14 protein-coding genes are annotated in these 13,337 nt (G+C 67.2%); 13 read left to right on the forward strand and 1 reads right to left on the reverse strand.

All coding sequences use genetic code 11. The annotated features are described in order from the left end of the window. Positions 1 to 47 precede the first annotated feature (47 nt). The 13 genes from AC10V3_RS02125 (at position 48) to AC10V3_RS02185 (ending at position 12,772) form a co-directional block, all read left to right on the forward strand. The gene (locus AC10V3_RS02125; RefSeq protein WP_022533526.1) at positions 48 to 470 is read left to right on the forward strand and encodes a gamma-butyrobetaine hydroxylase family protein; all 423 of its coding nucleotides are present in this window, start codon (positions 48 to 50) and stop codon (positions 468 to 470) included. A 31-nt stretch (positions 471 to 501) separates the two neighbouring features. Continuing rightward, positions 502 to 1,233 (forward strand): bifunctional demethylmenaquinone methyltransferase/2-methoxy-6-polyprenyl-1,4-benzoquinol methylase UbiE, encoded by a 732-nt coding sequence (ubiE, locus tag AC10V3_RS02130; protein ID WP_349605492.1) that lies wholly within the window; start codon positions 502 to 504, stop codon positions 1,231 to 1,233. A 64-nt stretch (positions 1,234 to 1,297) separates the two neighbouring features. Further along, complete coding sequence (locus tag AC10V3_RS02135) at positions 1,298 to 2,275, forward strand: Tim44 domain-containing protein (RefSeq protein WP_022533528.1); 978 nt, start codon at positions 1,298 to 1,300, stop codon at positions 2,273 to 2,275. A 135-nt stretch (positions 2,276 to 2,410) separates the two neighbouring features. Continuing rightward, complete coding sequence (locus AC10V3_RS02140) at positions 2,411 to 3,082, forward strand: ubiquinone biosynthesis accessory factor UbiJ (RefSeq protein WP_041680936.1); 672 nt, start codon at positions 2,411 to 2,413, stop codon at positions 3,080 to 3,082. 68 nt (positions 3,083 to 3,150) lie between these two features. Beyond that, on the forward strand, positions 3,151 to 4,728 hold the full coding sequence (ubiB, locus tag AC10V3_RS02145) for a ubiquinone biosynthesis regulatory protein kinase UbiB (protein WP_022533530.1): 1,578 nt from the start codon (positions 3,151 to 3,153) through the stop codon (positions 4,726 to 4,728). A 38-nt stretch (positions 4,729 to 4,766) separates the two neighbouring features. Beyond that, positions 4,767 to 5,387, forward strand: a complete 621-nt coding sequence (locus tag AC10V3_RS02150) for a methyltransferase domain-containing protein (RefSeq protein ID WP_022533531.1) — start codon at positions 4,767 to 4,769, stop codon at positions 5,385 to 5,387. A gap of 284 nt (positions 5,388 to 5,671) precedes the next feature. Beyond that, positions 5,672 to 7,108 carry a high affinity choline transporter 1 gene (locus AC10V3_RS02155; protein WP_490923031.1) on the forward strand — a complete coding sequence of 479 codons (1,437 nt, stop codon included), beginning with the start codon at positions 5,672 to 5,674 and terminating at the stop codon, positions 7,106 to 7,108. 220 nt (positions 7,109 to 7,328) lie between these two features. Continuing rightward, positions 7,329 to 7,670, forward strand: coding sequence for an FmdB family zinc ribbon protein (locus tag AC10V3_RS02160; RefSeq protein ID WP_349605494.1), 342 nt, complete (start codon positions 7,329 to 7,331; stop codon positions 7,668 to 7,670). Between the two features lie 14 nt (positions 7,671 to 7,684). Beyond that, a complete protein-coding gene (locus AC10V3_RS02165) occupies positions 7,685 to 8,407 on the forward strand; it encodes a DUF502 domain-containing protein (protein ID WP_022533534.1) in 723 nt (240 codons plus the stop codon). A 75-nt stretch (positions 8,408 to 8,482) separates the two neighbouring features. Then, a complete protein-coding gene (gene aspS / locus AC10V3_RS02170; protein WP_022533535.1) occupies positions 8,483 to 10,288 on the forward strand; it encodes an aspartate--tRNA ligase in 1,806 nt (601 codons plus the stop codon). A gap of 213 nt (positions 10,289 to 10,501) precedes the next feature. Next, the gene (locus AC10V3_RS02175) at positions 10,502 to 11,413 is read left to right on the forward strand and encodes a hypothetical protein (RefSeq protein WP_041680938.1); all 912 of its coding nucleotides are present in this window, start codon (positions 10,502 to 10,504) and stop codon (positions 11,411 to 11,413) included. 88 nt (positions 11,414 to 11,501) lie between these two features. Next, positions 11,502 to 11,993, forward strand: a complete 492-nt coding sequence (gene nudB, locus AC10V3_RS02180; RefSeq protein ID WP_022533537.1) for a dihydroneopterin triphosphate diphosphatase — start codon at positions 11,502 to 11,504, stop codon at positions 11,991 to 11,993. After that, entirely contained in the window at positions 11,990 to 12,772 is a 783-nt protein-coding gene (locus AC10V3_RS02185) for an endonuclease/exonuclease/phosphatase family protein (RefSeq protein WP_022533538.1), read from the forward strand. Before nudB ends, AC10V3_RS02185 begins: the two co-directional genes overlap by 4 nt. 10 nt (positions 12,773 to 12,782) lie before the next feature. Here AC10V3_RS02185 and mobB read toward each other — a convergent pair whose 3' ends face one another. Next, positions 12,783 to 13,298 (reverse strand): molybdopterin-guanine dinucleotide biosynthesis protein B, encoded by a 516-nt coding sequence (gene mobB / locus AC10V3_RS02190; protein WP_022533539.1) that lies wholly within the window; start codon positions 13,296 to 13,298, stop codon positions 12,783 to 12,785. Between the last annotated feature and the right edge of the window lie 39 nt (positions 13,299 to 13,337).

Genomic DNA, 13,337 nt, shown 5'->3' on the forward strand with positions numbered 1-13,337 from the left:
CTGAAATCACCCTATCAGGAGCGCCCGTAGCACGGGCCGCGATCATCATGGCAGGCCTGGACAAAGACACCCCCCATCCCACTGCGCTGACGGTCCACACGCAATCCCGCGTGCTGGAGATCGGCTTCGACAACGGCCGCAGCTTCCGGCTGCCGTTCGAGCTGCTGCGCGTGTATTCGCCGTCCGCTGAAGTCCAGGGCCACGGCCCGGGGCAAGAAGTGCTGCAGACCGGCAAGCGCGAGGTCGGCGTCGCCGCGGTCGAGCCGGTCGGCAACTACGCCATCCTGATCCGCTTTTCCGACGGCCATGACACCGGCATCTATTCCTGGGACCTGCTGTACCGCCTCGGCGACAACCAGGATGCGCTCTGGCAGGACTACCTGCAGCGCCTGGAAGCCGCCGGCGCGGACCGCGACACCCCGATGCCTGCCGCCGGCGCCGCCGGCGGCCACGGCTGCGGCCATCATTGAGCCGCCCCCGACAATCCTGGAGTCTTGAGAGATGAGTGAAACCCACTTCGGGTTCGAAAAGGTCGACGAAGAGGAGAAGGCCGGCAAGGTCGCCGGCGTGTTCCATTCGGTGGCGAGCAAGTACGACGTGATGAACGACCTGATGTCGGGCGGCATGCACCGGCTCTGGAAGATGTTCACCATCGCCCAGGCGGGCGTGCGGCCCGGCCACAAGGTGCTGGACATCGCCGGCGGCACCGGCGACCTGGCCAAGGCCTTCGCGAAGCAGGCCGGCCCGACCGGGCAGGTCTGGCTGACCGATATCAACGAGTCGATGCTGCGCGTGGGCCGTGACCGGCTGCTGAACAAGGGCATCGTCACCCCGGTATGCCTGTGCGACGCCGAGCACATCCCGTTCCCGGACAATTACTTCGACCTGGTCACGGTGGCCTTCGGCCTGCGCAACATGACGCACAAGGATGCCGCGCTGGCCGAGATGCGCCGGGTGGTCAAGCCGGGCGGCAAGGTCATGGTGCTGGAGTTCTCCAAGGTGTGGAAACCCCTGGAGAAGGCCTACGACGTCTATTCTTTCAAGGTGCTCCCCTGGTTGGGGGAGCGCGTGGCAGGGGATGCCCCCAGCTATCGCTATCTCGCGGAATCGATCAGAATGCATCCAGACCAGGTCTCACTTGTACGCTTGATGGAACATGCCGGCCTGGATAATGTCGAATACTTCAATCTGACGGCCGGAGTGGTGGCGCTCCACGTCGGGCGGAAGTATTAGAAAGAACTTGAAATCGCCATGCCTCGCCCCAAGATAGGGTGAAACTGACAGGGGATAACAGAATATGTCGTCAATTCGTGGGAAGTTCCTGGTGGGGTCGCTGATTACCGCGATTGCCTTGGGAGTGATGTTCGACGCCAATGCCAAGCGCATGGGCGGTTCGCGCAGCATCGGGAAGCAATCTGAGTCGGTCACGCAGCGCCAGCAGGCGCCGCAGCCCACTTCGCCGACCCAGCAGGCGCAGCAGCCCGCACAACAGGCAGCTCCGGCAACGGCCGGCGCAGCCGGCGCGGCCGCGGCCGCGGCGCCCAAGCGCAACTGGGGCGGCATCCTGGGCGGCATCGCCGCCGGCCTGGGTATTGGCTGGCTGCTGTCGCACTTCGGCCTGGGCGGCGCGGCGCTGAGCTTCCTGTCCAACCTGATCCTGATCGCGCTGGTCGCGTTCGCCGCGATCTGGCTGATCCGCAAGTTCCGCGGCGGCAGCAAGCGCACCCAGCAGCCGGCCTTCGCTGGTGCCGGTAACGCCCCGAACCTGGGCCGCAACGCCGAGCCCATGCTCCGTGAGCCGACGCCCGTCCCTTCGGCTAGCCCGGCCACCAACACGGTACTGCCCGCGGCGGCAGCCGCACCGCTGGCAGCCGATGCCGTGGCCCAGCAGCCGTGGGGCGTGCCGGCCGACTTCGACACCGAAGCCTTCATGCGCAACGCCAAGGTCCACTTCGTGCGCCTGCAGGCCGCGTGGGACGCCGGCAACCTGGAGGACATCCGCGAGTTCACCACGCCGGAAATGTTCGCCGAGATCAAGATGGACCTGGCCGAGCGCGGCGCCGAAGTCAACAAGACCGACGTGGTCACGCTGGAAGGCCAGCTGCTCGGCATCGAGTCGACGCCGGCCCAGCATATCGCCAGCGTGCGCTTCTCGGGCATGATCCGCGAGAAGGCCGGCGAGGTGGCCCAGCCGTTCGGCGAGGTGTGGAACCTGGCCAAGCCCGCCAGCGGTACCGGCGGCTGGCTGCTGGCCGGCATCCAGCAAGAGTCCTGATGCCGCACCCCCCCTGGCGATGATGCGCCGGGGGGAGTAGCTTAGAATGGAGGCCCACGTGAAAGCGTGGGCCTTTTTGTTTGGGACGCCCGACGTGCAGCGTCGCTGCCCGTCTGCCAGCCAACCCACGCCACCATGAACACTCTGCCTACCGCCCTGGCCACGCCCGCCGTCTCGGCGCTGAACCACCTGCTCGAGCAGGAGCCGTGGGCCCGCAACCAGCTGGCGCCGTTTGCCGGGCGCGTGATCCGTTTCGATGCGGCCGCCTTCGTGCTGTCGCTGAAAGTCACCGAGCACGGCTGCACGGAAATGGCGCCCGAGGTCGAAGCGCCCGCGGTGACGCTGCGCGTGCCATTGCAGCAGTGGCCGCTGGTGGCCGCCGATGTGGCCGAAGGCGGGCAGGCCGCCGCCATGCGCCACGTGCGCATCGAGGGCGATGCCGAACTGGCCAACACCGTGTCGACGCTGGCGCGCAACGTGCGCTGGGACGCCGCCGAGGACCTGTCGCGCGCGTTGCGCGGCATCCTGGGCGGGCCCGTCAGCGACAGCGTGGCGCAACGCGTGGTCGACGGCGCGCGCCAGGTGCATGAGCAGGCCACGCGCGTGGGCCGCGCGCTGGTGGACAACGTCACCGACTACCTGCTGGACGAGCATCCGACGCTGGTGCGGCATGCCGCGCTGGAGGAATTCGGCACCGAGGTGGGCCGGGTTCGCGACAGCCTGGCCCGGCTCGAGAAACGGCTGGAGCGCCTGGAGCGCGGCGGCCCGGCCGGCCAGGCCACCAGGCTGCCGTCCCCGCACCGCTGAGCGGGCTGCGCCCGCGTATCCATCAACCCACAACGTGACTGCCCGCCCGGCCTCGTGAAGACTCCCGAATGACCCGCCTCCTGCGCCTTGGCAAGATTCTCTTCGTCATCCTTTACTACGGCCTGGACGAGCTGGTGCTCTCCGGCTTCCGCAGCCGCCGGATCCGCTTCCTGGTGCGCGTCATCACCATCGGCCGCAAGCTCGACGTGCCGCGCGGCGTGCGGCTGCGGCTGGCGCTGACGCGGCTGGGCCCGATCTTCGTCAAGTTCGGCCAGGTGTTGTCGACCCGGCGCGACCTGATGCCGCCGGATATCGCCGACGAACTGGCCAAGCTGCAGGACCAGGTGCCGCCGTTCGATTCGGTGGTGGCGGTGAAGATCATCGAACGCGCGCTGGGGCGCCCGCTTAACGAATTGTTCGAAACCTTCGAGCACCAGCCGGTGGCCAGCGCCTCGATCGCACAGGTCCACTTCGCCACGCTCAAGGGCGGCCCCAGCCACGGCCGCGAAGTTGCGGTGAAGGTGCTGCGCCCCGGCATGTTGCCGGTGATCGACAGCGACCTGGCGCTGATGCGCGACATGGCGACCTGGCTGGAACGCTTCTGGGCCGACGGCAAGCGCCTCAAGCCGCGCGAGGTGGTGGCCGAGTTCGACAAGTACCTGCACGACGAACTCGACCTGATGATCGAGGCGGCCAACGCCAGCCAGCTGCGCCGCAACTTTTCCGACACCAGCCTGCTGCTGGTGCCCGAGGTGTTCTGGGACTGGTGCAGCAGCACCGTGTTCGTGATGGAGCGCATGCACGGCATCCCGATCTCGCGCACCGAATCGCTGAAGGCCGCGGGCGTCGACATGGACCTGCTGGCGGAAGAGGGCGTCGAGATCTTCTTCACCCAGGTGTTCCGCGATGGCTTCTTCCATGCCGACATGCACCCGGGCAACATCCTGGTGTCGGTGCAGCCCGAGACCTTCGGCCGCTATATCGCGCTGGACTTCGGTATCGTCGGCGCGCTGTCCGAGTTCGACAAGAACTACCTGGCGCAGAACTTCATCGCCTTCTTTCGGCGCGACTACCACCGCGTGGCGCTGCTGCACGTGGAGTCCGGCTGGGTGCCGCCCGAGACCCGCGTCGAAGAGCTGGAAAGCGCGGTGCGGGCCTGCTGCGAGCCGTACTTCGACAAGCCGCTCAAGGAAATCTCGCTGGGCATGGTGCTGATGCGCCTGTTCCAGACCTCGCGCCGCTTCAATGTCGAGATCCAGCCGCAACTGGTGCTGCTGCAGAAGACGCTGCTCAATATCGAAGGGCTGGGCCGCCAGCTCAACCCCGACCTGGACTTGTGGAAGACCGCCAAGCCCTTCCTGGAACGCTGGATGCACGAGCAGGTGGGCTGGAAGGGCGCGTGGGAACGGGTCCAGGTGGAGGCGCCCCTGTGGGCCAAGATGCTGCCCGACTTCCCGCGCCTGGCGCACCAGTTCCTGGAGCGGCGCGCGCTGACCAGCAACGGCGAGCAGGACAAGCTGCTGGCGATGCTGGTCCTGGAGCAGCGCCGCACCAACCGGTTGATCGGCACCACGCTGCTGCTGGTGGGCGGCTTTGTCGCCGGCATCGTGCTGACGCATGTGCTGGCCTGGGCCGGGTACTGGTAGACCCGCGGCAGGCATTGATTGACCGAACAGAGGAGACCATGACCGATCCCGCCAAGCCGGCACCCCAGTTCGCCACCCGCAACGCCGCCGATCCCGCCTTCTGGGACGAGCGCTTCGAACAGGGCTTCACGCCCTGGGACCTGGGCGGCGTGCCCGAGGAATTCCGCCAGTTTATCGATAGCCGAGCGCCTTGCCCCACGCTGGTGCCCGGCTGCGGCAACGGCTGGGAGGCCGCCTGGCTGTTCGAGCGCGGCTGGCCGGTGACGGCGATCGACTTCTCGCCGCAGGCGGTGGCCTCGGCCCGGCGGGCGCTGGGTGCCGCCGGCGAGGTGGTGCAGCAGGGGGATTTCTTCACCTTCACGCCGCAGCCACCGTGCCAGCTGGTCTACGAGCGCGCCTTCCTGTGCGCGCTGCCGCCGGCGATGCGTGCCGCCTATGCCGCCCGGGTGGCCGAATTGCTGCCGCCGGGCGGGCTGCTGGCCGGCTACTTCTACCTGGGCGAAATCCAGGGCGGGCCACCCTTCGCGATGCCGGCGGCCGAGCTGGACGCGCTGCTGGCGCCGGCCTTCGGGCGCATCGAGGACCAGCCCTCGGCCGCGCCGCTGCCGGTCTTCCAGGGGCAGGAGCGCTGGCAGGTCTGGCGCCGGCTGGCCGGCTGAGCGGGTCCGCCGGCCAGCCCTTGTGGCGGCAGCGATGCATCGCGTGGCGCATTTGCGCCATCGGGGAATTTTTTTCGCCCACGCTGGTCTGCGTCGCTATAATCCGCGTTTTGATTCGGCTACGACCGCAGGCCCGGCCGCGTTATCCGCCCCCAGCGCGGGAACGCCAAGCAGCTCTTTATGCGGCCCCGACCGATGAATTGGACTCCGGGCAGATGTATACCCATGCGCCGCCCGGCATTCGGTTTTTCGCCACAAGGGCACTTTCTGCATAGGGCAGCGGCATGCTGATCTGGTTCGTCATCATCTACTGGGTAATCTCGGTCGGCATCGGCCTGTGGGCGGCGCTGCGCGTGCGCAATACCACCGATTTCGCCGTCGCCGGGCGCAGCCTGCCGTTCCACATTGTCACCGCCACCGTCTTCGCCACCTGGTTCGGCTCCGAGACCGTGCTGGGCATCCCCGCCGTATTCCTGAAAGAAGGCCTGTCGGGTGTCGTTTCCGATCCCTTCGGCTCGTCGCTGTGCCTGATCCTGGTAGGCCTGTTCTTCGCCCGGCCGCTGTACCGGATGAACCTGCTGACCATCGGCGACTACTACCACAACCGCTATGGGCGGCTGGCCGAGGTGCTGACCACGCTCTGCATCGTGGTGTCCTACCTGGGCTGGGTCGCGGCGCAGATCAAGGCGCTGGGGCTGGTGTTCTATACCGTGTCGGACGGCGCGCTGTCGCAGGAGGCCGGCATGATGATCGGCGCGGCCAGCGTGCTGGTCTATACGCTGTTCGGCGGCATGTGGTCGGTGGCGATCACCGACTTCATCCAGATGATCATCATCGTGATCGGCATGCTCTATATCGGCTACGAGGTCAGCGGCCAGGCCGGCGGCGTCACCGCCGTGGTCTCGCACGCGGCCGCAGCCGGCAAGCTCGAGTTCCTGCCATCGCTCGATATCGTGCAGATCATCGGCTTTGCGGCGGCGCTGTTCACCATGATGCTGGGCTCGATCCCGCAGCAGGACGTGTTCCAGCGCGTGACTTCCTCGCGCACCGAGCAGATCGCCGGGCGCGCCTCGGTGCTGGGCGGCGTGCTGTATTTTTGCTTCGCCTTTATCCCGATGTTCCTGGCGTATTCGGCCACGCTGATCGACCCGGGCATGGTCGGCAAGTACATCGATACCGATTCGCAACTGATCCTGCCGCAGCTGATCCTGCAGCACGCGCCGATGTTCGCGCAGGTGATGTTCTTCGGCGCGCTGCTGTCGGCAATCAAGAGCTGCGCCTCGGCCACGCTGCTGGCTCCGTCGGTGACCTTTGCCGAGAACATCCTGCGCCCGTACTTCCGCCACCTGGATGACAAGCAGTTCCTGCGCGTGATGCAGGCCGTGGTGCTGGTATTCACCACGCTGGTGACGCTGTTCGCGCTGAACTCGCACCTGTCGATCTTCCATATGGTCGAAAATGCCTACAAGGTCACGCTGGTGTCGTCGTTCGTGCCGCTGGCCTTTGGCATGTTCTGGAAGCACGCCACCCGCCAGGGCGGGCTGGCGGCGATCCTGCTGGGCCTGTCGTCGTGGCTGACCTGCGAGGTCGCTTTTGCCGATGCGGTGGTGCCGCCGCAGATGGTGGGCCTGATGCTCTCGATCAGCGGCATGGTGGTCGGTTCGCTGCTGCCGCAGTGGATTGCGGATCACGCGCCGGTCAAGGAAGTGCATATCGCCTGACCGCGCCTGACGGGCAGCCCGGCCCCGCCGCCGTGCCCGGCGCCCGGAACCCCCTCATTTCCGGCCATCAGCCAGCCCCGGAACGGTTTATAATTCAAGGCTTTGCATCGCCATGTGGGTCGGCGGGCGCGCGGTTTTCCGCGGTCCACGCAGTTTCCGGCCCCGGCGGCGATGCCCGCCTTTGTACCGATCCCGACGTTTTTCTCGCGAAATTAACACCATGCCGATCTATGCCTACCGTTGCGACGCCTGCGGCCACGGGCGCGATGTGCTGCAGAAAATGAGCGATGCCCCGCTGACCGACTGCCCGTCGTGCGGCACCGCTGGCGCGTTCAAGAAGCAGCTGACCGCAGCCGGTTTCCAGCTCAAGGGCTCCGGCTGGTACGTGACCGACTTCCGCGGCGGCAGCGGCGGTGCCAGCGCGCCCGCCAAGGCCGCTGATGCCGCTGGTGCGGGTGGCGCGGCCGCGGCCAGCGCCCCGGCCGCGGCTGAGTCGTCGACCAGCACCGCCTCGGCCACGCCGGCCGCCGGCGGTTGCGGCAGCGCCTGCGCTTGCCACTGAGCCGGACCCGCCCCGTGGTCGCAAAGAAGACTTCTGCCCTCAAGACCTGGTTCCTGACCGGGCTGCTGGTGCTGGTGCCGCTGGGCATCACGCTGTGGGTGCTCAGCCTGATCATCGGCACGATGGACCAGAGCCTGGCGCTGCTGCCCGAGGCCTGGCGCCCGGACCAACTGCTGTTCGGCAAGCGCGTCACCGGCCTGGGCGCCATCCTGACGCTGCTGGTCATCCTGCTGGTCGGGCTGCTGGCGCACAACTTCATCGGCCAGCGCCTGGTGCGTTGGTGGGAAGCGCTGCTGGGCCATATCCCGGTGGTGGGCCCGATCTACACCAGCGTCAAGCAGGTCTCCGACACGCTGCTGTCGTCCTCCGGCAATGCTTTCCGCAAGGCGCTGCTGGTGCAGTACCCGCGCGAGGGCTCGTGGACCATCGCCTTCCTGACCGGGCGCCCCGGCGGCGACGTGCAGAACCACCTGCAGGGCGAGTACGTCAGCGTCTACGTGCCGACCACGCCCAACCCGACCTCGGGCTTCTTCCTGATGATGCCCAAGGCCGACACCATCGAACTCGACATGACCGTCGACGCCGCGCTCAAGTACATCGTCTCGATGGGCGTGGTGGCACCGGCCGAACTGCCCCGCAAGAACGGCGGCGCGGGCCGCCCGGACCATCCGGCAGCCGCTACCAATCCGGCGGGCAAGGCCAGCAGCGAGGAAGCGGTCGAGACCACCGATCCTTAAGCACTCAAACTGATCACGGGCCGTCCGGGTTACACCATGCGCTTCGGGCGGCCGCGTTTTACCGGGAATCTCCTTATGTCCTCCATGCGTACTCACTACTGCGGTCTGGTGACCGAACAATTCTCGGGCCAGGAAGTGGCCCTGACCGGCTGGGTCCAGCGCCGCCGCGACCATGGCGGCGTGATCTTCATCGACCTGCGTGACCGCGAAGGCCTGGTGCAGGTGGTGTGCGACCCGGACCGCCCGGAGATGTTCAAGGCCGCCGAAGAGATCCGCAATGAGTTCTGCATCCGCGTCACCGGCAAGGTCCGTCCGCGTCCGGCCGGCACCGAGAACGCCAACCTGACCTCGGGCAAGATCGAAGTGCTGTGCCACGAGCTGACCGTGCTGAACCCGTCGGTCACACCCCCGTTCCAGCTCGACGACGACAACCTGTCGGAAACCACGCGCCTGACGCACCGCGTGCTGGACCTGCGCCGCCCGCAGATGCAGTACAACCTGCGCCTGCGCTACAAGGTGGCGATGGAAGTGCGCAAGTACCTGGACGCCCAGGGCTTTATCGACATCGAGACCCCGATGCTGGGCAAGAGCACGCCCGAAGGCGCGCGCGACTACCTGGTGCCGTCGCGGGTGAACCCGGGCCACTTCTTCGCGCTGCCGCAGTCGCCGCAGATCTTCAAGCAGATGCTGATGGTCTCGGGCTTCGACCGCTACTACCAGATCACCAAGTGCTTCCGCGACGAAGACCTGCGCGCCGACCGCCAGCCCGAGTTCACGCAGATCGACTGCGAGACCTCGTTCCTGAGCGAGCAGGAGATCCGCGACCTGTTCGAGGACATGATGCGCACGGTGTTCAAGAACGCGATCGACGTCGACCTGGACGCCTTCCCGGTGATGGAGTTCCGCGAGGCCATGGCCCGCTTCGGCTCGGACAAGCCTGACCTGCGCGTCAAGCTGGAATTCACCGAGCTGACCGAAGTGATGAAGGACGTCGACTTCAAGGTGTTCTCGGGTCCGGCCAACAGCGACAACGGCCGCGTGGTCGGCCTGCGCGTGCCGGGCGGCGGCCAGATCTCGCGCGGCGAAATCGACGCCTACACCCAGTTCGTCGGCATCTACGGCGCCAAGGGCCTGGCCTGGATCAAGGTCAACGAAGTGGCCAAGGGCCGCGACGGCCTGCAGTCGCCGATCGTCAAGAACCTGCACGATGCCGCCATCGATGAAATCCTGAAGCGCACCGGCGCCCAGGACGGCGACATCATCTTCTTCGGCGCCGACAAGGCCAAGGTCGTCAACGACTCGATCGGCGCGCTGCGCCTGAAGATCGGCCATTCCGACTTCGGCAAGGCAAACGGCCTGTTCGAGGACGCCTGGAAGCCGCTGTGGGTGGTCGACTTCCCGATGTTCGAGTACGACGAGGAAGACGCCCGCTGGGTGGCGATGCACCACCCGTTCACCAGCCCCAAGGACGAGCACCTGGAATACCTGGAGACCGACCCGGGCAAGTGCCTGGCCAAGGCCTACGACATGGTGCTGAACGGCTGGGAAATGGGCGGCGGCTCGGTGCGGATCTTCCGTGCCGACGTGCAGAGCAAGGTGTTCCGCGCGCTCAACATCAACGACGATGAAGCCCGCGCCAAGTTCGGCTACCTGCTGGACGCGCTGCAGTACGGCGCGCCCCCGCACGGCGGCCTGGCCTTCGGCCTCGACCGTATCGTCACGATGATGGCCGGCGCCGACTCGATCCGCGACGTGATCGCCTTCCCCAAGACCCAGCGTGCCCAGGACCTGCTGACCCAGGCCCCGAGCTCGGTCGACGAGAAGCAGTTGCGCGAGCTGCATATCCGCCTGCGCGCCGCCGAGCCCAAGCCGACGGCCTGAGCCGACTGACGTCTGTCGCAAGGAAGCCGCGCATTTGCGCGGCTTTTTTGCTTTGTGCGCAACGTCGGACCGCCACACAGTGGTGCCGGCGGCGCATTAGTTTCGATTTGTTACCGGTCGGAACGAAGGGCGCCGCCACCGGGTCTGCTTTCTTTGACACGTAATTTGCCGAGGGGCCGCGCGATGAAGGCTCCCGGCACTCGGGAGAAATTCGTGAACCTGGATGTCGACCTGATCCGCCAGTTCCTGCTGGCCCATGACCAAACCATCATCACCTGGCTGGTGGCGGGATTGCTGATGATGCTGCTGGCGCGCTTCGAACTGCGCCGCGCCGTGCGCCGCTCGGCGCAGGCGATGTCCGAATCGGTGGCCACCACCGTGGCGGCGTGCGTGCCCGATATCGCCCACGCGGTGCAGTCGGCTGCGCCCGCGGCGGCGGCCGAGCCGGTGGAACAGCAGCGCGCCGATGCGCTGCGCCGGCTGGCGCTGGATACCGTCGGCGCGGTGATGACGCGCGGCCGCTGGCTCGACGAACTGGGCAACCTGCGGCTGGCCGATGACGCGCTGCTGCCCGGCCAGCGTGCCGGCGGCGCCGACCCGCTGCTGGTGGTAGCGCCGCAGCCAGTGGTGCAGGCCTACCTGGGCGCGCAGCGCGTGTTCGAGGACGAGGCCGCCCAAGTGCAGGGGCTGCGCCGCGACGCCCAGAGGCTGCAGGAATCTTTGCACGCCCTGGACGCCGAAGCCGCGCATATCGAGCACGAAACCGGCAGCATCGTGCTGCGTTTCGAGCAGGTCAACGCGCAGGCCGCGCAGGGTGTGGATGGCGGCGATTACCAGCGCTTCCTGATCCAGAAGTACAACACGCTGGGCCAGCGCGAGAAGGAGATCGCACAGGAGCGGGGCCGGCTGCAGGCCGAAGCCCGGCACCGCGCCGATGCACTGGCCGAGCAGGCCCATGCCGCATCGCAACGCTACCGCCGCGCGCTCGCGCCGCTGATGGACCAGTTGCGCGCCGCATGGGGCCATGGCGATTCGCCGCAGGTGTTCGATACCTGGCAACGCAGTACCGATCCTTTCTACATCCCACCACACAGCGCACCACACAGCGCGCGCGACGCCGCATAAGGGAAGATGGAGCAGGGCAGCGCGGCGCTTTCGCGTGGCAAGCGGGCGCGGCTGCGCTATCCTTGGGTTTGTCCTATCGCCCAGTCCCATGCCCTACAAGATCCCGGAATCCGTGCTGGTGGTGATTTACACGCCAGATCTTCAAGTCCTGCTGCTGGAACGCGCCGACCGCCCCGGCTTCTGGCAATCCGTGACCGGCAGCCTCGATACCCTGGATGAACCGCTGGCACTGACCGCGGCGCGCGAAGTGGCCGAGGAAACCGGCATCATCGCCAGCGAGCACCAGCTCACCGACTGGGGCCATTCGATCCAGTACGAAATCTACCCGCAGTGGCGCCACCGCTACGCCGATGGCATCACGCGCAATACCGAACACTGGTTCGGCCTGCGCGTGCATGAGGTGCTGCCGGTGACGCTGGCGCCGCTCGAACACCTGCAATACCAGTGGCTGCCATGGGAGCAGGCCGCGCAGCAGTGCTTTTCCAGCAGCAATGCGGAAGCGATCCGCCAGCTCGCCTGGCGCGCTGAAGGGGCTGAAGGGTCCGGCGGGCGGCAGGCGGCGTGCGGAGCGCAACCATGAAGCTGCGCGTGGTCACCTACAACATCCACAAGGGGGTGACCGGCATCTCGCGGCGACCGCGCATCCAGAACGTGCGCGCGGGCCTGCATGCGATGGATGCGGACATCGTGTTCCTGCAGGAAGTGCAGGACCGCAACGACCGGCTGGTGGCGGCGGCGCTGTTCGATCCCGAGCACACCCAGCTCAACTACCTGGCCACCGATGCCTACCCGCATTCCGTCTACGGGCGCAATGCGGTCTATGAGCACGGCCATCACGGCAACGCGATCCTGTCGCGCCATCCGATCCTGATGTCCGAAAACCTCGATATTTCCGATCACCGTTTCGAACAGCGCGGGCTGCTGCATGCGGTGGCCGATGTCCATGGCATCGAAACCCACCTGATCTGCGTGCACTTCGGCCTGTTCGCCCGCAGCCGCGCGCGCCAGGCCGAGGCGCTGGTCGAGCGCGTGCGCACCGTGGTGCCGAACGGCGTGCCGCTGGTCATCGCCGGCGATTTCAACGACTGGAACCACCGCCTCGACGCGCAGATCTGCAATACGCTTGGCGCAGTGGAGGCCTCGCACGCGCGCGGCGGGCGGCTGCACACTTTTCCCAGCCATATGCCGTGGTGGCAGCTCGACCGCATCTATGTGCGCGGCTACGAGATCGAGCGTGCACACGCCCTGACGGGCCGCGACTGGGCCCAGCGCTCGGACCACGTGCCGCTGGTGGCGGAGCTGGGCCATCCGCAGGGCGAAGGGGACGTAACGCCGGCACCGGCCGACAAGGCGGCCTGAAGCCGCGGCGTCAGCGTCCGACGGCCGGGTAGTCGCGGATAAAGGCGAACACCGCCTGCGTGTCGTTCAGATCCAGCACCGGCAGCGAGGTCATTGCCGAGACCGCCGCCGGCTCGTCGCTGGCCACGGCCACCACGCCCGGTACCTCGTCCCACAGCGGCGTGCGTCCCAGCGCCGGGCGGTAGACCTCCAGCTTCGGGAAATCACTGCGCTTGTAGCCCTCCACCAGCACCAGGTCGGTATCCGGCGGGAGCACCGCCAGCGCGTCGTCCAGTTCGGGCGAGGGCACCGCTTCCGGGTAGTGGCGCATCAGCGTCAGATGGCGCGCGCCGACCAGCACGACATTGGCGCAGCCGGCCTCGCGCATGCGCCAGGAATCCTTGCCGGGCGTGTCGGGATCGAAGCCGTGATGGGTGTGCTTGACGCCGGCCACGCGCAGGCCGGCGGCGACGAAGCAGGGAATGAGCTGGTCGAGCAGCGTAGTCTTGCCGCTGCCGGACGAGCCGGTAATGCCGAATACCTTCACGATCGGTTCCGTTGGGGCGTCTTTGGTCGGATGCCTGGC

The organism is Cupriavidus sp. PB-02, assembly GCF_058252315.1.